Here is a 17,905-nt window from a genome sequence, read left to right as displayed (position 1 = left end):
CCCTGCGCAGCAGGGGGGGAGAGGGGAGCGCCTGTGCAGGGTGTGGCTCGCGTCGCGACCTCTCCGGCACCGTCGCTCCCCTCTCCCGACCTGGCCTGACGGCCGGGCCACCCTCCCCCGCAGAGGGGGGAGGGGAATGCGGCGCGGGGCGGCGGCATGAACCCGTCGCGCCTGTTCATCCTGCGTCCGGTCGCGACGACGCTCCTGATGCTGGCGATCCTGATCGTCGGCGGGGTGTCGTATCTCAACCTGCCGGTCTCGGCCCTGCCCTCGGTCGACTACCCGACGATCCAGGTCCAGACATTCTATCCCGGCGCCTCGCCCGAGGTGATGACCTCCTCGGTCACGGCGCCGCTGGAGCGGCAGTTCGGGCAGCTCGCCAACCTCAACCAGATGACCTCGCAATCCTCGGCGGGCGCCTCGGTCATCACGCTCCAGTTCAACCTCGACCTCGCCCTGGATGTCGCCGAGCAGCAGGTCCAGGCGGCGATCAACGCCGCCGGCAATCTTTTGCCGTCCGACCTTCCCGCACCTCCCGTCTACGCCAAGGTGAACCCGGCCGACGCCCCGGTGCTGACGCTGGCGCTGACCTCGAAGACGCTGCCGCTCACCCAGGTGCGGGATCTGGCCGAGACGCGGCTCGCCCAGAAGATCAGCCAAGTGGCCGGCGTCGGCCTCGTCAGCATCTCCGGCGGGCAGCGGCCGGCGGTGCGGGTGCGCTTCAACGCCCGGGCGCTCGCCGCCTACGGCCTGAACATCGACGACCTGCGCACCACGATCACCAACCTCAACGTCAACACGCCGAAGGGCACGATCGACGGGCCGAAGCAGTCCTACGCGATCAACGCCAACGACCAGATCCGCGACCCGAAAGCCTACGACGCGGCGATCATCGCCTACCGCAACGGTGCGCCGGTGAAGCTCTCCGATGTCGCCGACGTGGTCGAAGGGCCGGAGAACACCAAGCTCGGCGCCTGGGCCGACGAGACGCCGGCCGTCATCCTCAACATCCAGCGCCAGCCGGGCGCGAACGTCATCGCGACGGTGGACAAGATCAAGGCGCTACTGCCGCAGCTCCAGGCCAGCCTGCCGGCGGCGGTGGCGGTGGCTCCCCTCACCGACCGGACGACGACGATCCGCGCCTCGGTGGAGGACGTGCAGTTCGAGCTGGGGCTCGCCATCGCCCTCGTCGTCCTCGTCATCTTCCTGTTCCTGCGCAGCCTGTCCGCAACCCTCATCCCCAGCCTGTCGGTGCCGCTGTCCCTCGTCGGCGCCCTGTCGGTGATGGACCTGTACGGGTTCTCGCTCGACAACCTGTCGCTGATGGCGCTCACCATCGCCACCGGCTTCGTCGTCGACGACGCGATCGTGGTGATCGAGAACATCGCCCGCCACGTGGAGGCCGGGGATTCGCCGCTCGAAGCGGCGCTGAAGGGCTCGCGCGAGATCGGCTTCACCATCATCTCGCTCACCGTCTCGCTGATCGCCGTGCTGATCCCGCTGCTGTTCATGGGCGACGTGGTCGGGCGACTGTTCCACGAGTTCGCGATCACCCTGGCGGCGACCATCATCATCTCGGCGGTGGTCTCGCTCACCCTGGTGCCTATGCTGTGCGCGCGCCTCCTCAAGCACGTGCCGGAGGCCAAGGCGCGCCGCGAGGGCGTCTTCGCGCGCCTCGGCCGGCAGGCGGTGGACGGGGTGATCGCCTCCTACGGCCGCTCGCTGCGGATCGTCCTCGACCACCAGGGCCTGACGCTGCTGGTGACGCTCGGCACCGTGGCGCTCACCGCCTACCTGTTCGTGGTGATCCCCAAGGGCTTCTTCCCGGTGCAGGACACCGGCGTGATCCAGGGCATCACCCAGGCCGACCAGTCGGTGTCCTACGCGGCGATGGCCGAGCGCCAGCAGCGGATCGCGGCCATCGTCCTGAAGGACCCGGACGTGGCGAGCCTGTCCTCGTTCATCGGGGTCGACGGCCAGAACGTCACGCTCAATTCCGGGCGCCTGCTGATCAACCTCAAGCCGCGCTCCGAGCGCAGCGCCAACGCCAGCGCGATCATCCGGCGGATCAACGCGGCGACCGCGGCCGAGACCGGCGTGCGCCTCTACCTTCAGCCGGTCCAGGACCTGACCATCGACACCGCGGTCTCGGCGACCCAGTACCAGGTCATCCTGGAGAGCCCGAACCTCGACGACTTCGAGACCTGGGTGCCGCGCTTCACCGAGGCGCTGGCCAAGTCGCCGGTCGTCGCCGACGTGGCGAGCGACCACCAGGGCCAGGGCCTGGCCGCCTACATCACCATCGACCGGCCCACCGCCGGCCGCTACGGCATCACCCCGGCCACCATCGACAACGCGCTCTACGACGCCTTCGGCCAGCGCATCATCTCGACGATCTTCACCCAGTCGAACCAGTATCGGGTGATCCTCGAAGCCGACCCGGCCCTGCACCGGACGCTCGACAGCCTCAACGCGATCTACCTGCCCTCCTCCACCGCCACCAACGGGCAGGTGCCGCTCGCCTCGGTCGCGCGGATCACCGAGCGGCGGGCGCCGCTGCTGATCTCGCATCTCGGCCAGTTCCCGGCGACCACCGTCTCGTTCAACCTCGCCCCCGGCGCGGCCCTGGGGCAGGCGGTGGAGGCGATCGGGCGGGTCGAGCGGGAGATCGGCCTGCCGCCCTCGTTCCGTGTGGTGCCGCAGGGCTCGGTCTTCGCCTTCGAGGCGGCGCTGGGCAACGAGCTGTTCCTGGTGCTCGCGGCCATCGTCACCGTCTACATCGTGCTCGGCGTGCTCTACGAGAGCTTCATCCACCCGATCACCATCCTCTCGACGCTGCCCTCCGCCGGGATCGGGGCGCTCGTCGGCCTGATGCTGTTCGGGCTGTCGCTCGACATCATCGCGGTGATCGGCATCGTGCTCTTGATCGGCATCGTGAAGAAGAACGCGATCATGATGATCGACTTCGCGCTCCAGGCCGAGCGCGAGGAGGGCCTGCCGCCGCGCGAGGCGATCTTCCAGGCCTGCCTGCTGCGCTTCCGCCCGATCCTGATGACCACGCTCGCCGCCCTGTTCGCGGCGGTGCCGCTGATCCTCGGCAGCGGCGTTGGCTCCGAGCTGCGCCAGCCGCTCGGCATCTGCATCGCCGGCGGCCTGATCGTCAGCCAGGTGCTGACCCTGTTCACCACGCCGGTGATCTACCTGGCGTTCGACCGGCTGGAGCGCCGGATCGCGGGGCGGGGCGGCCAAGACGTCTCAACCGGCGAGGCGCTGTCGTGACAGAGCGCAACGCCGCCACAGCCCCCCCTCCCCCCTTTGCGGGGGAGGGTACCCCGCGCAGCGGGGGGGGAGAGGGGCAGCGCGACGGTGCCGGATGCGGCACGCAGCGCGACCTCTCCGGAGGCGTCGCTCCCCTCTCCCGACCCCCGCTCACGCGGGGGCCTCCCTCCCCCGCAGAGGGGGGAGGGAGGGCGCGTGTTGGTTTCGAACCGGGCATCGGCCGGGACGATGGGCGGTCTCATCCGAGGCCCGATCCGCGCCTGCGAGCCTTCGCCAGGGAGCAGCGGAAGCTACACACCAAGGCTGAGGACGCATTCTGGCAGCAGGTCCGCGGCGGCCGTTTCCGCGGCCTGAAATTCCGCCGGCAGGCCCCGATCCCGCCTTACATCGCCGATTTCCTCTGCGCCTCCGCGCGTCTGATCGTCGAACTCGATGGGGCGCCCCATGAGACGGAGGCGCGGCGCACCCGCGATGCCGCCCGCGACGCGTGGCTGCGGGCGCAGGGCTTCACGGTGCTGCGCTTCCCGAACGATCTCGTGGCGAGCAACCTGAAGCGGGTGCTCGACACGGTCGGAGCGGCGCTCGACGCGCGCGCCACGTCCGGCACCGTCGCTCCCCTCTCCCGACCCCGGCTGACGCCGGGGCCACCCTCCCCCACGGATCTCGGGCCTGCCCGAGATCCGCGAGGGACCCCAAGTCGGGCAGGCCTGACTTGGGCGGGCGGAGGGAACGCACACGAGCCGCGTGACTCATCCCGCGGGAGCCTGCTCCCGTGAACATCTCCGAGCCCTTCATCCGCCGCCCGGTCGCGACCACGCTGCTGACGATCGGCGTGCTGCTCGCCGGGCTCTTCGCGTTCCTGAAGCTGCCGGTGGCGCCGCTGCCGCAGGTCGACTTCCCCGTCATCCTCGTCCAGGCGCAGATGGCCGGCGCCTCGCCGGAGACGATGGCGACCACGGTGGCCGCGCCCCTGGAGCGGCGGCTCGGGGTCATCGCCGACGTCAACGAGATGACCTCGACGAGTTCGCTCGGCACCACCCGGATCGTGCTGCTGTTCGGGCTGAACCGCAACATCGACGGGGCGGCGCGCGACGTGCAGGCCGCGATCAACGCGGCGCGCGCCGACCTGCCCGCCGCGCTCCGCCAGAACCCGACCTACCGCAAGTTCAACCCGGCCGACACGCCGATCGTCATCCTCGGCATGACCTCGGACACCCTGACCCGGGGGCAGGTCTACGATTCCGCCGCCACGGTGGTGCAGCAGAAGCTGTCGCAACTGCCCGGCGTCGGCAACGTCGACATCGGCGGCTCGTCGCTGCCGGCCGTGCGGGTCGAACTCGATCCCACCGCCCTGTTCCACTACGGCATCGGCCTGGAGGGCATCCGCGCGGCGCTGGCCTCGGCCAACGCCAACTCGCCCAAGGGCGAGATCGACGCGGGCAACCGGCGCTACCAGCTCTACGCCAACGACCAGGGCCGCAAGGCCGCCGACTACCGCGACATCGTCGTGGCCTACCGCAACGGCGCCGCGGTGAAGCTCACCGACGTCGGCGCGGTGCTCGACGGCGTCGAGGACAAGCGCAACCTCGGCATCGTCAACGGCAAGCCGGGGGTCCTGCTGTTCGTCTACAAGCAGCCCGGCGCCAACGTCATCGAGACGATCAACGCCGTGAAGGCGGCGCTCCCGCAGATCACCGCGGCCCTGCCCGGCGGCATCGAGGTCAAGCTCACCGGCGACCGCTCGGCCACGATCCGCGCCTCGCTCGCGGCCACCGAGGAGACGCTGCTCGTCGCGGTCGGCCTCGTGATCCTCGTGGTCTACGCGTTCCTGCGCTCGGGGCGCGCCACCCTGATCCCGGCGGTGGCCGTGCCGATCTCGATCGTCGGCACCTTCTCGGCGATGTACCTGCTGAACTACTCGCTCAACATCCTGTCGCTGATGGCGCTGATCATCGGCACCGGCTTCGTCGTCGACGACGCCATCGTCGTCCTGGAGAACATCCAGCGCCACATCGAGATGGGCAAGCCGCGCCTCCAGGCGGCGCTGGTCGGCGCCCGCGAGGTCGGCTTCACGGTGATCTCGATGAGCCTGTCGCTCATCGCCGTCTTCCTGCCGATCCTGCTGATGGGCGGGCTGGTCGGGCGCATCTTCCAGGAATTCGCCGTCACCCTGTCGCTGGCGATCCTGATTTCTTTGGTCTTGTCCCTGACGACCACGCCGATGATGTGCGCCCGACTGCTGCGGCCGGAAGGGCACGGACACGCGGCCGGGGCCCGACGCAACATCCTGGTCCGGGCGCTGGAGGGCGCCTACGACGGCGTGCACGCCGGCTACGACCGGACACTGTCGGTGGCCCTGCGCCACCCGCGCCTCGTGCTGCTGAGCCTGCTCGCCACGGTCGGCCTCAACATCTACCTCTACGTCATCGTGCCGAAGGGCTTCTTCCCCGAGCAGGACACGGGGCAGATGATGGGCGGCATCCAGGCCGACCAGCGCATCTCCTTCCAGTCGATGGAGAAGAAGCTCACCCAGGCCACCCAGATCGTCGGCGCCGACCCGGCGGTGGAGAGCATCGTCGGCTTCACCGGCGGGCGCGGCACCAACTCGGCCAACGTGTTCGTCGGCCTGAAGCCGCTGGGCGAGCGCGATTCGATGAGCGCCGTGATGGGCCGGCTGCGCCCGAAGCTCGCGCAGGTGGCCGGCGCCCGGCTCTACGTCTTCCCGCGCCAGGACCTGCAGATGGGCGGGCGCCAGAGCTTCGCCCAGTACCAGTACACCCTCCAGGGGGACACGGCGGAGGAGCTGTTCGCCGCCGCGCCGAAGCTGGTGGCCGCGCTCCAGAAGGACCCGACCTTCGCCGACGTGACCTCCGACCAGCAGGAGGGCGGCCTGGAGAGCCGGATCGTGATCGACCGCGCCACCGCCTTCCGCTACGGCATCACCCCGGACAAGATCGACAACACCCTCTACGACGCCTTCGGCCAGCGCCAGGTCTCGACGATCTACAACCCGCTGAACCAGTACCACGTCGTGATGGAGATCGCCCCGCGCTACCTGGAGACCCCGGAGACGCTGAAGCGGATCTTCGTCTCGACCTCGGGGGGCAACGCCCGCGGCTCGGCGGTCACCAACGCGGTGGCCGGCACGGTGGCGGCCGGGGGCAGCGTCAACACCAACGCGGCGATCGGCACGAGCGGCACCGGGGCATCCGCGGCGGGCGCCGTCGCCGCCGCGACCGCGGCCACCGCGACGAGCGCGGCCGACGCCAGCGCCAGCGCGGCGGCGATCGCCTCGGACTCGGCCCGCAACGCCTCCTCCAACGCGCTCGCCGCGACGAAGGGCGGCGCCTCGTCGAGCGCGCCGGTCTCGTCCGCCAAGGAGACGATGGTGCCGCTCTCGGCCTTCGCCCGGTTCGAGACCGGCAACGCGCCCGTCCAGGTCAGCCACCAGGGCCTGTTCGTGGCGACCACGATCTCGTTCAACCTCGCCCCCGGCAAGAGCCTGTCGGACGCCACCGCCGCGATCGACAGGGCGATGGCGGAGCTGCGGCTGCCGGCCACCGTGCACGGCGAGTTCGCCGGTGCGGCCAAGAACTACGTCGCCTCGGCCTCGCGCCAGCCGCTGCTCATCCTCGCCGCGATCCTGGCGGTCTACGCGGTGCTCGGCATCCTCTACGAGAGCTTCGTGCACCCGCTCACCATCCTCTCGACCCTGCCCTCGGCCGGGGTCGGCGCGGTGCTGGCGCTTCTGGTGACCGGCACCGAGTTCACGATCATCGCGCTGATCGCCGTGTTCCTGCTGATCGGCATCGTGAAGAAGAACGCGATCATGATGATCGACGTGGCGCTCGACGCCGAGCGCACCCGCGGCGCGAACCCGTTCGACGCGATCCGCGAAGCCTGCCTGCTGCGCCTGCGCCCGATCCTGATGACGACGCTCGCCGCCCTGCTCGGCGCCCTGCCCCTGATCCTGTCGGGCGGCGAGGGCGCGGAGTTGCGCCGGCCGCTCGGCATCGCCATCGTCGGCGGCCTGATCGTCAGCCAGGTGCTGACCCTGTACACCACCCCCGTCGTCTACCTCGCCCTGGACCGGCTGCGGCACCGGTTCCTGGCCCGCCGGCGCGGGCGCCGGGGCGGAACAGCGGCGCTGCCGGCGGCCGAGTGATGTTTTTTTTGTTCTCGTCTGACATGGACGGTGCCCGTACGCGCGCCTCGAAGGCCGAGACGCCCCCTCTCCCCTCTGCGGGGGAGGGTGGCCCCCGAAGGGGGTCGGGAGAGGGGCAGCGCGATGGGAGAGAACGGGGCACCCGACGCGACTTCTCCGGCACCGTCGCTCCCCTCTCCCCACCCGGCCTGACGGCCAGCCCACCCTCCCCCGCAGAGGGGGGAGGGACGTCGCGGATGCCGCTGTGCGCCCTCTTGCTCCCCGTCCTCCTCGCCGGGTGCGTCGTCGGCCCGGACTACGGCCGCCCGTCGGTCGAGACGCCGCTGGCCTACAAGCAGGGCGGCGTGCGCGAGGACAGCCCGGCCTACGTGGCCGCGCGGAAGAAGGGCTGGCGGGAGGCCCAGCCGAACGACGCGGCCGAGCGCGGCGACTGGTGGCGGGTCTTTCGCGATCCCAACCTCGACCGGCTGATCCGCCTCGTCGACGTGGACAACCAGTCCCTGCGGCAGGCGGTGGCCAACTATCGGCAGGCCCGGGCGCTGGTCGCCTCGGCCCAGGCCGCCCTCTACCCGACGGTGATCGGCGCGCCGAGCATCACCCGGCTGCGCAGCGGGGGGGTCGAGCGCACCAGCGTCTCCCTCCAGGGTCAGGCGAGTTGGGAGCTCGACCTGTTCGGCGGCGTCCGGCGCAACATCGAGGCCGAGACGGCGCTGGCCCAGTCCGACGCCGCGACGCTCGCGCTGACCCGCCTCGCGATCCAGGCGGAGATCGCCGCCGACTACCTGACGGTGCGCTACGCCGACGCCCTCCGGCAGGTGCTCGACGCCAACCTCGAGAGCTTCAAGCGGACGCTCGCGATCACCGAGAACCAGTACGCGGCCGGGGTCGCCGCGCGCTCCGACGTGATCACCGCGCAGACGCAGGTGCAGACGCTCCAGGCGCAGGCCATCGCGATCCGGCTGACGCGGGTGCAGTTCGAGAACGCCATCGCCACGCTGATCGGGCGCCCGCCCTCCGAGCTGTCGATCCCGGTCGCCGCCATCGGCCGCAACCCGCCGCCGGTGCCGGTCGGCATCCCCGGCGACCTCTTGGAACGGCGCCCGGACGTGGCCCAGGCCGAGCGGCTTGTGCAGGCCCAGAGCGAGCGGATCGGCGTCGCGGTCGCGGCCTTCTTTCCCACGGTGACGATCTCGGCGTCCGGCGGCATCTCGGGGCTGACCCGCAACGGCCTGCTCTCGGCCGCCAACCAGGTCTGGGCGGTGACGGCCGCGGGGAGCGAGGTCCTGTTCGACGGCGGCGCCCGGGTCGCGGCGGTGCGCGCGGCCGAGGCAGGCTACGACGCGGCGGTGGCCAACTACCGGCAGGTCGTCCTCGCCGCCTTCGCCGAGGTCGAGAACCAGATGGCCGCCGTGCGCATCCTCGGCCAGCAGCAGACGGCGCTGGACGCGGCGGTGGATTCGTCCCGCAAGGCCGTCGAGATCACCCTCAACGAGTACCGGGCCGGCACCCAGAACTTCACCACCGTGGTGACGGCGCAGGGCCTGCTCGTCACCAACGAGATCTCGGCCCTCCAGGTGCGCCTCAACCGCTTCACTGCCGCCGTCACCCTGATCCGGGCCCTCGGCGGCGGCTGGGACGCCCGCTCGCTGCCGAGCGACGCCGAGCTGAAGGGCCCGAAGCTCCCGATCGATTACGGCGGTCAGGCGGTACGCCCCGACGAGTGATGTCCTGTGGGCGCTCGGCGTCGCATTGCCCTGGGCCCTACGGCGCGTGCCCGGGGCACGGCTGCACCTCCACGGTGATGTGGCTGAGGCCGGCGAGGTCGGCGAGCAGCGCCTTGTAGTGCGCGGGCGGGCGCGGGGCGTCGCTGACGACCGCGATCACCGCCGCGCGGTGACCCGGCCCGACCTGCCAGAGATGCAGGTCGCTCACCCGGTCCCCGTCCCGCTCCAGCCGCGCGCGGATCGCGGCCGACACCGCGGGCGCCGGGGCGGCGTCGAGGAGCACGAGCCCGGCCGCCCGCAGCAGGCTCCAGGACCACGCCAGGATCACGGCCGCGCCGACGAGACCCATCACCGGATCGAGCCACGTCCAGCCCGCGTAGAGCCCGCCGAGCAGCGCGACGATCGCCAGCACCGAGGTCAGCGCGTCGGCCATCACGTGGACGTAGGCCGCGCGGAAGTTGGTGTCGTGACCGTGGTCGTGGTGGTCGTGCCCGTGGTGATCGTGCCCGTGGTTCTCATGCCCATGGTGATCGTGCGTGTGGTGGTGGTCGTCGTGCAGCAGCCAGACGCTGGCGAGGTTCACGGCGAGGCCGACCAGGGCGATCGGGATCGCCTGCCCGTAGCCGATCGCGACCGAGTGGATCAGCCGGTCGAGGCTCTCGAAGCCGATCAGCAGGGCGACCAGCCCGAGGATGATCGCGCTCGCGAAGGCCGCGAGATCCCCGAACTTGCCCGTACCGAAGGTGAAGCGCGGATCGTGCGCGTGCCGCCGGGCGAAGCGGTAGGCGAGCGCGGCGATGCCGAGGGCCGCCGCGTGCGTCGACATGTGCCAGCCGTCGGCCACCAGCGCCATCGATCCGAGCCAGGTGCCGCCCGCGATCTCGGCGACCATCGTGACGGCGGTGAGCGCCACGACGGCCCAGGTCCGCCGCTCGTGCCGGTCGTGCCGCTCGCCGAGGAAGACGTGACCGTGGGTCCAGGGTTCGAGCGAGTGCGCGTGCATGGCCGTCCTCTGGCGGGCGGTGGGGTCGGACGGCAGGGCTAGCATGCCCCCGCGCGCGCCGGAACGCGAGCGCGGGAGGCCGCAGGACGCTTCAAAGAAAGCCCTGCTGAGCGGCTTTGATGGCGCGGTGCCTGTTTTCGGCGAAGGCTTCGCGGATCGCGCGCAGCGGCCCGGGGGCGTCCTTCACAAGGCGGAGCATGGCATTGCGCAGCGCGGCGATGGCCTGCGGGCAGGCCCCTGTGCGGATGCGGCGGCCCTCCTCGCGCAGGATCACGTCGCGGCGCCAGTGCGGGCGGGTCTCGATCAGCCCGTGGTCGCGCCAGAGCGCCAGTAGGGCGTCGGGATCGGCTTGCTCGGGCGTGAGGCTGGTCACCGCGCAGGCGATCCCGCGGCTGATCCGACCTTTCGTCTGGCGGATCCGCTCGATCCGGCAGATCTGGGCGGCCCCCGGTCAGCCGAGAGGGGCCACGCAGTCGTGGCTGACGCTCAGGCGCCGCGTCTCGATGCGGCCGTGCCCTTTCTCGGCGACCGACGCGCTGAGGGTCAGGTCGGGGGCGGGCTGGCCCGCGTCAGCGGACGGGCGGGCGGCGCCGCTCGTTATGAGCGCCCAACGTGCCATGTCCCAACGACGTTCCGCAACCAAACAGCTAAGCACCAATGATTTGTAGCAAGATCTCGCGCTGGTGCGACCTGTCCCGGTGCTCGATGAGGTAAATGCCTTGCCACGTGCCGAGCGCGAGTCGCCCTTCTATGACTGGGATCGACATGCTCGAATCGGTCAGCATCGTCCGGATATGGGCGGGCATATCGTCAGGGCCTTCGGCCGAGTGAACGTACTGGGGCCGGCTTTGTAATGTGTCCGGCCCCTCGGCGCCGTGGACGTAGCCGGCCCCGCGCGGGGCGAGGCCGTCGAGCGCGGTCATCAGGTCGGCCTGCACGTCCGGATCGGCGTTCTCCTGGATGGTCAGCGAGGCCGAGGTGTGCCGGCAGAACACCGTGACGAGGCCGTGGGTCACGCCGCTGTCGCGCACGAAGCCGGCCACCGCCGCGGTGAAGTCCGTGAAGCCGGGGCCGGGCGTCGCGATCGTCAGCCGGCCGGTGGCCTGCCGCGTCGCCGGCCCGGCGGCCAGGGTCTCCACCGATCCGATGGTTCCCAGTTTCCCGCCCGGTTTCCTGCCCGTCCTCATGCCTGCTCCTTCAAGGTCTCGCCGGGCATCACCTCGCGCTCGCCGCGGGCGAGAATCCGCTCCAGCACGTCGATCCGGTCGGCCTCCGCGGGGGGCTTGTCCCAGCGGATCCGGCCGACCCGGGGGAAGCGCATGGCGACCCCGGACTTGTGCCGGGTGGAGCGTTGCACGCCCTCGAAGGCGATCTCCAGCACCAGCCCGGCCTCGCGCCCGTGGGCGACCTCGCGCACCGGGCCGAAGCGCTTGGTCGTGTGGTTGCGGACGTAGCGGTCGAGTTTCTGCAACTCCGCGTCGGTGAAGCCGTGATAGGCCTTGCCCACCGGCACCAGCTCGTCCCCGCCCTCGGGCGCCGCCCGCCACACGCCGAACGTGTAGTCCGAGTAGAAGGACGAGCGCTTTCCGTGCCCGCGCTGGGCGTACATCATCACCGCGTCGACCGTGTAGGGCTCGCGCTTCCACTTCCACCACGGGCCCTTGGGGCGGCCCGGCAGGTAGGCGCTGTTGCGGCGCTTGAGCATCACGCCCTCGATCGCGTCCGCGTCCTCCCCCGCCCCCACCGAGGCCGGGTCGGCGCGGGCGGCGGCCAGCGCGTCCCAGTCGGCGAAGGGCACGCGGGGCGAGATGTCGACCCGGGCGTGATCCAATCGCGTGATGACCGCTTCGAGCCGCCCGCGGCGCACGGAGAAGGGCTCGCCGCGCAGGTCCTCGCCGTCGCTGGTCAGGAGGTCGTAGGCGCGGACATGGGCCGGGAACTCCTCCAGGAGCTTGGCCGTCACCGCCTTCCGGTTGAGGCGCTGCTGGAGCACGTTGAAGCTCTGCACCCGGCCCGCGCGCAGGATCAGCAGCTCGCCGTCGAGGGTGCCCGCGAAGGTGATCGCCTCGGCGAGATCGGGGAACGCCCCCGTGATGTCCTCCCCCGTGCGCGAGTAGATTTTTTTGACCTGCCGACCCGCCCGGTCGCGGCCGCCGACGAGCTGCACGCGGATCCCGTCCCACTTCCACTCGGCGGAGAACGCCTCGGGCTCCAGCTTGTCGAGGTCGTCGCGTTCCTCGATCGGGTGCGAGAGCATCGGCGGCCGGAACGGGGCCGGGTTCAGGGTCTCGGGCCGCTCGGCCCGGCCCTCGACCCAGGCGAACAGACCCGCGAAGGGCGGCGTGAGGCCGTGCCAGACCTCCTCCACCGCGTCCGCCCCGTGGCCGCCGAGCGCGCCCACCGCCGTCTTGGCGAGCCGCGCCGAGACGCCGACCCGCAGGTTGCCGGTCACGAGCTTCAGCAGCGCCCAGCGCCCGGTCTCGTCGAGGGCGTCGAGCCATCCGGCGAGATGGCCCGGCAGCTCGCGCTTGGGGATGCCCGCCAGCGTCTCGACCACCTCGGCGAGCGACGGGATGTGGGGGGGCGGGTTGTTGTGGCCGATGCCGGGGGACTCCGCCGCGGGCGGGAGCGGCGCCGGCCAGATCAGCGCCACGGTCTCGGCGAGGTCGCCGACGTAGTTGTGCGAGAGCCGGAACAGCACGGGATCGATCCGCTCCTCCACCAGCCCCCGGATCAGCGCCGGCTTGGCCTCGCGGAAGCTGAGCGAATCGGTCATGGCGCCGAGCGCGTAGCCCCGCTCCGGGTCCGGCGTGCGCGAAAAATAGTCCTGGAGCAGGCGCAGCTTGGCGTTGCGGCGGGGCTCGTAGGCGAGGCGGTCGAGGAGGTGGGCGAAGTCGTTCACGTTTCGGCACCATCGTCCGGGAACGTAAATCTACCATATCTTACAGCGAATTCTTTTCTCGATTCATTTGCCTGTCTCATGAATTTCTGCACAAATATTACCCTATTATTTTTTATTAATTCGGAGCGTTCTTTGCTGAATGCAAAACGAACTTCAATAGAAGCGGCCGGATCGAGACGGATCGGCATTGAAATCTGGAATTCCTTATCTGCCCCTACCACATCCAATAAATCCCATTTGCCTGCATCATCTCCTGCAAATACTTCAAATCTAGCTCCTTCGACAGCATCAGGAACTAGGCCATTATTGGTAAATTTCACTAAAGCAACTTCCTCTATTAGCTCATTCGTTTCGTTGATCCACGCCCTCTCTTGTCCAGCAATTTTTGATTTTATTGAGCTTACTTTCCTGTTTCCTGATTTTATTTGATAAACAAGCTGCATAAGTCCTATGACTGCCGCCACCAAGGCCACAATCAATCCGAGTTCAGCTATGTTTCCCTTGATATAGTTCATCGACTATGCCGAAGCTTCCAAAATCGAGGCCGTGTTTTCCTCATCCTCGCCGTACCCTAAAAGATGCAGCGGCTTGGCGCGGATGCCCTGCGTGCCGCACCAGTGCACCAGCGCGTCCTCCTGCCCGTGGGTGACCCAGACCTCGCCGGCGCCCGTGTCGCGGATGGTGCGGCACAGGTCCGGCCAGTCGGCGTGGTCGGAGATCACCAGCGGCAGCTCGACGCCCTTCTGGCGGGCGCGGGCGCGCACCCGCATCCAGCCCGAGGCGAAGCAGGTCACCGGATCGGGGAACTTGCGCGACCACAGGTCCTGGATCGACGAGGGCGGGCAGATCACGATGGCGCCCGCCAGTTCCTTGCGCTCGGCGGCCACGACCTTCGGCGTCTCGCCGAGCGCGAGCCCCTCGCGCTTGTACAGCTCGGTCAGCTTCTCCATCGCCCCGTGCAGGTGGATCGGGCGGTCCCAGCCCCCTTCCCGCAGCAGCGCCATCACCCGCTGCGCCTTGCCGAGCGCGTAGGCGCCGACGATGTGGGTGCGCTCCGGGAACAGCCGCTGCGAGTCGAGGAGCTTGCGCACCTCGTCGCGCGTGTCGGGATGCGTGAACACCGGCAGGCCGAAGGTCGCCTCGGTGATGAACACGTCGCAGGGCACGACCTCGAACGGCCGGCAGGTCGGGTCGTGGGCGCGCTTGTAGTCGCCCGAGACCACCACCCGCATCCCCTCCCGCTCGACCGCGATCTGCGCCGAGCCGAGCACGTGGCCGGCGGGGGCGAAGCGCACAGTCACGTCGCCGATCCGGATCGCCTGCCCGAGTTCGGCCTCCTGGCGTGCCGCGCAGAACGCCTCGCCGTAGCGGGTCGCCATGATCCGCAGGGTCTCGGGCGTGGCGAGCACGCGGCCGTGGCCGGCGCGGGCGTGGTCGGCGTGGCCGTGGGTGATCAGCGCCCGCGGCACCGGCCAGGTCGGATCGACGTGGAAGTCGCCCAGCGGGCAGTACAGGCCCTCGCGGGTCAGGGTGAGGAGGTCGCTCGCGCGTGTCGGCATCGGGCTCGTTCGGGGGCGTGGCGTCCGCCGGGAGCGCCGGTATATAGGCGCCCCCGACGCGACCGACGCATGCGACCCCAGCACAGTTCCGGCGACATCCTGGCCGACCGCCGCTACCTGTACGCGGAGGGCTGCCTCGCCGACGGCGATTTCTCAGGGGCCGCCGACCTCGCCGAGCAGGCGCTGTCGCTGGCGCCGGGTTACGCCGCCGCGTGGCTCCTGCTCGGCCGGGCGCGCGAGGGGCTGTTCGGGCTGGACGGCGACCCGGCTCACCGCGACGGCGCGCGCGCAGCCTACGCCGCCGCCCGCGCCGCCGACCCCGCCGACGCGCTGGGCGCCGGGATGCACCTCGCGCGGCTGGGCTGCGGGGCGGATCCGGCGGCCCTGTCGCCGGCCTATCTCCGCACCCTGTTCGACGGCTACGCCCCGCGCTTCGAGGCGCATCTCGTCGACGGCCTGCACTATGTCGGCCCGGCCCTGCTCCGGACGGCGCTGCCCGCCGAGCCGGCGCATTTCGCCGCGGCGCTCGACCTCGGCTGCGGCACCGGCCTGATGGGTGCCGCGATCCGCGACCGGGTCGGCCACCTCGGCGGCGTCGATCTCTCCCCGGAGATGCTGGCCCGGGCCCGCGCCAAGGCTGTGTACGACCGCCTCGTGACGGCGGAGCTCGGCGCCTTCCTCGCGGGGGAGCCCGCGGCCTCGGCCGACCTCTGCCTCGCGGCGGACGTGTTCATCTACGTGGCCGACCTCGCCCCCGTGCTCCGGGAGATCGCGCGGGTGCTGCGCCCCGAGGGGCTCGCGGCCTTCACCGTGCAGTCGCCGGACGCCGATGCGCCGGGGGCAGTCGTCGGGGCGGCCAGCGGCGCGATCCTCGGCGCGGACGGCCGCTACGCCCACCCGGACGCCCACCTCGCCGCCGCGGCGGCGGGGGCAGGCCTGGCGATCCTGACCTGCGCGGCCGCCGACGTTCGGCGGGAGCGGGGCCGGCCGGTGCCGGGCCGGGTCGCCGTGCTGCGCCGCGGCCATGGGGCACCGCACGCGGAGATCGTGGCACCGCACGCGGGGATACAGACATAAGTTGGGTTTGCAGGATGAAACCCGTTGCGCCCTCGTCGATTGACTGTCGGCCGCGCGCCGCGGCCACGGAGATCGGGACGAGGGATGGCGGGACAGGCGGGTGAGCAGGGAAGCGCGGCGGCCAAGCCGGCGGCACCCGAGGACAAGTCGTTCCCGGCCGATCCCCGGACGCGCATCCCCTTCGCCATCGCGCTGTCGGCGCTGGCGGGCTGCGCCGACTCGATCGGCTTCCTCGAATTCTCGCAGCTCTTCATGTCGTTCATGTCGGGCAACACCACCCGCTTCGGCGTGGCGGTGGCCAATGCCGACTGGGAGAACGTCACCCGCGTGGCGAGCACCATCGCGGTGTTCTGCTTCGGCGCCTTCCTCGGCACGCTGCTCGCCGCCTGGGTCGGGCGCTGGCGGCTCGCGGTGCTGCTGACGGTCCAGGCGGCCCTGCTGGCGATCGGGCTGCTGATGCCGTGGGGCACCTTCGCCTACCCGCTGCACGCCTACCCGATCGTCCTGGCGCTGGGGCTCCAGAACGCGACCCTGCAGGACGAGGGCGGACGCTCGCTGGCGCTCACCTACGTCACCGGCGCCGTCGTCCGCTTCGGCACCGGCTGCGCCAACCTGCTGATGGGCACGGTGGCGCCCTCGTTCTGGATCCAGGCGCCGCTCTGGGCGGGCCTCAGCACCGGCGCGGTCCTCGGCGGCCTGCTCCAGATCCGCTACGGGGAGACCGCCTTCCTGTTCCCGGCCGCGCTGGCGGCGGTGCTGGCCCTGATCGCCATCGCGCTGACCCTGGCCAAGCCCGGCAGCCCGCTGGTGGCCGGCTCCGCCCCCGCCCCGGACGCCAGCCCGAAGGCGCAGGTGATCGACCCGATCCACTGACGGGCGGCCGGATCCCGCTTCGCCCGACGCCGGCTCGGGCGTGTCCTTCGCCGCGGCGTCGGCGTCCGCGTCGGAGGGCCCATCAGGGTCGACGTCCAATTGACGGGAGCTGATTTCGATACATTGCGGACAATACCCCTTTGAGTCCAATCTGACTCGACGGAGGATAAAGATGCCCCTCTATACATATGTCTTAACATACAGAGGTAAAACGGCTGTTCTGCAAGAACGCCGGAGCAACTACCGGGGTTGGATGCAGGAAATAATTGCTCGCGCATTCCCCGAGCTAAGGAAACGAGAAACGCAGGCGGCTTGGAGTATCGATCCCCAGCCTAGCGAAAATCTCGTGAATGTTTGGAAGGGATCGGCACAGGTAGCCGAAGCTGAGATGGTTGTGACTATCATAGACACTCGACATTAGGTCTGCAAACTACCCCAAGCAGACCCCATACGCCCCGCCGACGGCGCTCCGCCCCTAATCCGCCGGCGCCCCGCGCATGCGCTTGGTGGCGCCGCGCCGGGTCTTCTCGTCGAGCCGGCGCTTCTTCGAGGCGAGCGTCGGCCGGGTCGGCCGGCGCGGGGTCGGCGGCACCGCGGCCTCGGCCACCAGGGCGGCCAGCCGCTCCCGGGCGTCGGCCCGGTTGCGCTCCTGGGTGCGGAATCGCTGCGCGTTGATGACCAGCACGCCCTCGTCCGTGAGCCGCCGTCCGGCGAGCCGCATCAGCCGCACCGCCACCGCGTCGGGCAGCGCCCGCGAGCGGCGCACGTCGAAGCGCAACTGCACGGCGGTCGAGAGCTTGTTGACGTTCTGCCCGCCGGGGCCCGAGGCGCGCACGAAGCTCTCCGCCAGCTCCGCCTCGTCGATGGCGATCTGAGGGGTGCAGACCAGCGCCACGACCGCCCTCCTCCTGAAGTCCGAGCCCAGCGCCGCGTTACGCCGTCTCCGAGGGCGCGCGCGCGCGCAGCGCCAGGGCGTGCAGCCCGCGCTTGAACGCCTCGTCGAGCAGCCCGTTGACGAGCCGGTGGCGCTCGACCCGGCTCTTGCCCTCGAAGGCCGCCGCCACGACATCGAGCCGGTAATGGGTCTCGCCCCCCGGGCGCGCGCCGGAATGGCCCGCGTGCAGGTGCGATTCGTCGATCACGTCGAGGTGGGCGGGCGCGAGTTCCGCCCGCAGCCTGCCCTCGATCCAGTCCCGCAGCGTCGCCTCGGCCATCGTCCCACCGCTCCCGCGCCCGTCCCGTCCGTCAAGCCCGATCCGGCGCATGCGTCATCAGGCCCGGCGCCCTTGTGTCTCGGTCTCGCCCCCTCATAATCGGCCCGTC

Annotated in this window: 15 protein-coding genes; 6 read left to right on the top strand and 9 right to left on the bottom strand. The window is 70.7% G+C overall.

What is annotated here, in order from left to right; genetic code table 11:
- Positions 1-156 precede the first annotated feature (156 nt).
- From Q8W71_RS03255 to Q8W71_RS03240, 4 genes are all read left to right on the top strand, one after another.
- Positions 157-3,279, top strand: coding sequence for an MdtB/MuxB family multidrug efflux RND transporter permease subunit (locus tag Q8W71_RS03255; protein WP_305523890.1), 3,123 nt, complete (start codon positions 157-159; stop codon positions 3,277-3,279).
- Entirely contained in the window at positions 3,276-4,055 is a 780-nt protein-coding gene (locus tag Q8W71_RS03250; RefSeq protein WP_305523889.1) for an endonuclease domain-containing protein, read from the top strand. Before Q8W71_RS03255 ends, Q8W71_RS03250 begins: the two co-directional genes overlap by 4 nt.
- On the top strand, positions 4,052-7,444 hold the full coding sequence (locus Q8W71_RS03245; protein ID WP_305523888.1) for an efflux RND transporter permease subunit: 3,393 nt from the start codon (positions 4,052-4,054) through the stop codon (positions 7,442-7,444). The genes Q8W71_RS03250 and Q8W71_RS03245 overlap by 4 nt, the downstream gene beginning before the upstream one ends.
- A gap of 236 nt (positions 7,445-7,680) precedes the next feature.
- Positions 7,681-9,168, top strand: coding sequence for an efflux transporter outer membrane subunit (locus Q8W71_RS03240; protein ID WP_305523887.1), 1,488 nt, complete (start codon positions 7,681-7,683; stop codon positions 9,166-9,168).
- A 37-nt stretch (positions 9,169-9,205) separates the two neighbouring features.
- On the opposite strand, the gene dmeF is transcribed toward Q8W71_RS03240, so the two are convergent.
- The 7 genes from dmeF to Q8W71_RS03205 all read right to left on the bottom strand — a co-directional run bounded on the left by dmeF (position 9,206) and on the right by Q8W71_RS03205 (position 14,632).
- Entirely contained in the window at positions 9,206-10,171 is a 966-nt protein-coding gene (gene dmeF / locus Q8W71_RS03235) for a CDF family Co(II)/Ni(II) efflux transporter DmeF (RefSeq protein ID WP_305523886.1), read from the bottom strand.
- Between the two features lie 91 nt (positions 10,172-10,262).
- Positions 10,263-10,544, bottom strand: coding sequence for a hypothetical protein (locus Q8W71_RS03230; RefSeq protein WP_305523885.1), 282 nt, complete (start codon positions 10,542-10,544; stop codon positions 10,263-10,265).
- A 78-nt stretch (positions 10,545-10,622) separates the two neighbouring features.
- Positions 10,623-10,790, bottom strand: coding sequence for a hypothetical protein (locus Q8W71_RS03225; protein WP_305523884.1), 168 nt, complete (start codon positions 10,788-10,790; stop codon positions 10,623-10,625).
- A 28-nt stretch (positions 10,791-10,818) separates the two neighbouring features.
- Positions 10,819-11,358 (bottom strand): YjbQ family protein, encoded by a 540-nt coding sequence (locus Q8W71_RS03220; protein ID WP_305523883.1) that lies wholly within the window; start codon positions 11,356-11,358, stop codon positions 10,819-10,821.
- Entirely contained in the window at positions 11,355-13,073 is a 1,719-nt protein-coding gene (locus Q8W71_RS03215; RefSeq protein WP_305523882.1) for a cisplatin damage response ATP-dependent DNA ligase, read from the bottom strand. The genes Q8W71_RS03220 and Q8W71_RS03215 overlap by 4 nt, the downstream gene beginning before the upstream one ends.
- On the bottom strand, positions 13,070-13,588 hold the full coding sequence (locus Q8W71_RS03210; RefSeq protein WP_305523881.1) for a hypothetical protein: 519 nt from the start codon (positions 13,586-13,588) through the stop codon (positions 13,070-13,072). The genes Q8W71_RS03215 and Q8W71_RS03210 overlap by 4 nt, the downstream gene beginning before the upstream one ends.
- A 3-nt stretch (positions 13,589-13,591) precedes the next feature.
- Entirely contained in the window at positions 13,592-14,632 is a 1,041-nt protein-coding gene (locus tag Q8W71_RS03205; RefSeq protein WP_305523880.1) for a ligase-associated DNA damage response exonuclease, read from the bottom strand.
- A 69-nt stretch (positions 14,633-14,701) separates the two neighbouring features.
- On the opposite strand from Q8W71_RS03205, the gene Q8W71_RS03200 reads away from it, so the two are divergent.
- A complete protein-coding gene (locus tag Q8W71_RS03200; RefSeq protein WP_305523879.1) occupies positions 14,702-15,709 on the top strand; it encodes a class I SAM-dependent DNA methyltransferase in 1,008 nt (335 codons plus the stop codon).
- Between the two features lie 84 nt (positions 15,710-15,793).
- A complete protein-coding gene (locus Q8W71_RS03195; RefSeq protein ID WP_305523878.1) occupies positions 15,794-16,582 on the top strand; it encodes a YoaK family protein in 789 nt (262 codons plus the stop codon).
- Between the two features lie 475 nt (positions 16,583-17,057).
- On the opposite strand, the gene arfB is transcribed toward Q8W71_RS03195, so the two are convergent.
- Together arfB and Q8W71_RS03185 are read right to left on the bottom strand one after the other, a co-directional pair.
- Positions 17,058-17,477, bottom strand: a complete 420-nt coding sequence (gene arfB / locus Q8W71_RS03190) for an alternative ribosome rescue aminoacyl-tRNA hydrolase ArfB (RefSeq protein ID WP_305523877.1) — start codon at positions 17,475-17,477, stop codon at positions 17,058-17,060.
- Positions 17,478-17,514: 37 nt separating this feature from the next.
- Positions 17,515-17,796, bottom strand: a complete 282-nt coding sequence (locus Q8W71_RS03185; RefSeq protein ID WP_305523876.1) for a BolA family protein — start codon at positions 17,794-17,796, stop codon at positions 17,515-17,517.
- Positions 17,797-17,905 lie beyond the last annotated feature (109 nt).

It is taken from the genome of Methylobacterium amylolyticum (assembly GCF_030700245.1).
In the GTDB taxonomy this organism is placed as follows: domain Bacteria; phylum Pseudomonadota; class Alphaproteobacteria; order Rhizobiales; family Beijerinckiaceae; genus Methylobacterium.
The sequence above is the reverse complement of the archived record's forward strand: the minus strand, read 5'-3'. Positions and strand labels throughout refer to the sequence as shown.

Excerpts from the sequence above, each read along its gene's own strand:
- Q8W71_RS03255 (WP_305523890.1), top strand. The coding sequence starts at position 157 with ATGAACCCGTCGCGCCTGTTCATCCTGCGTCCGGTCGCGACGACGCTC.
- Q8W71_RS03240 (WP_305523887.1), top strand. The coding sequence starts at position 7,681 with ATGCCGCTGTGCGCCCTCTTGCTCCCCGTCCTCCTCGCCGGGTGCGTC.
- dmeF (WP_305523886.1), bottom strand. The coding sequence starts at position 10,171 with ATGCACGCGCACTCGCTCGAACCCTGGACCCACGGTCACGTCTTCCTC.
- Q8W71_RS03225 (WP_305523884.1), bottom strand. The coding sequence starts at position 10,790 with ATGGCACGTTGGGCGCTCATAACGAGCGGCGCCGCCCGCCCGTCCGCT.
- Q8W71_RS03220 (WP_305523883.1), bottom strand. The coding sequence starts at position 11,358 with ATGAGGACGGGCAGGAAACCGGGCGGGAAACTGGGAACCATCGGATCG.
- Q8W71_RS03210 (WP_305523881.1), bottom strand. The coding sequence starts at position 13,588 with ATGAACTATATCAAGGGAAACATAGCTGAACTCGGATTGATTGTGGCC.
- Q8W71_RS03205 (WP_305523880.1), bottom strand. The coding sequence starts at position 14,632 with ATGCCGACACGCGCGAGCGACCTCCTCACCCTGACCCGCGAGGGCCTG.
- Q8W71_RS03200 (WP_305523879.1), top strand. The coding sequence starts at position 14,702 with ATGCGACCCCAGCACAGTTCCGGCGACATCCTGGCCGACCGCCGCTAC.
- Q8W71_RS03195 (WP_305523878.1), top strand. The coding sequence starts at position 15,794 with ATGGCGGGACAGGCGGGTGAGCAGGGAAGCGCGGCGGCCAAGCCGGCG.
- Q8W71_RS03185 (WP_305523876.1), bottom strand. The coding sequence starts at position 17,796 with ATGGCCGAGGCGACGCTGCGGGACTGGATCGAGGGCAGGCTGCGGGCG.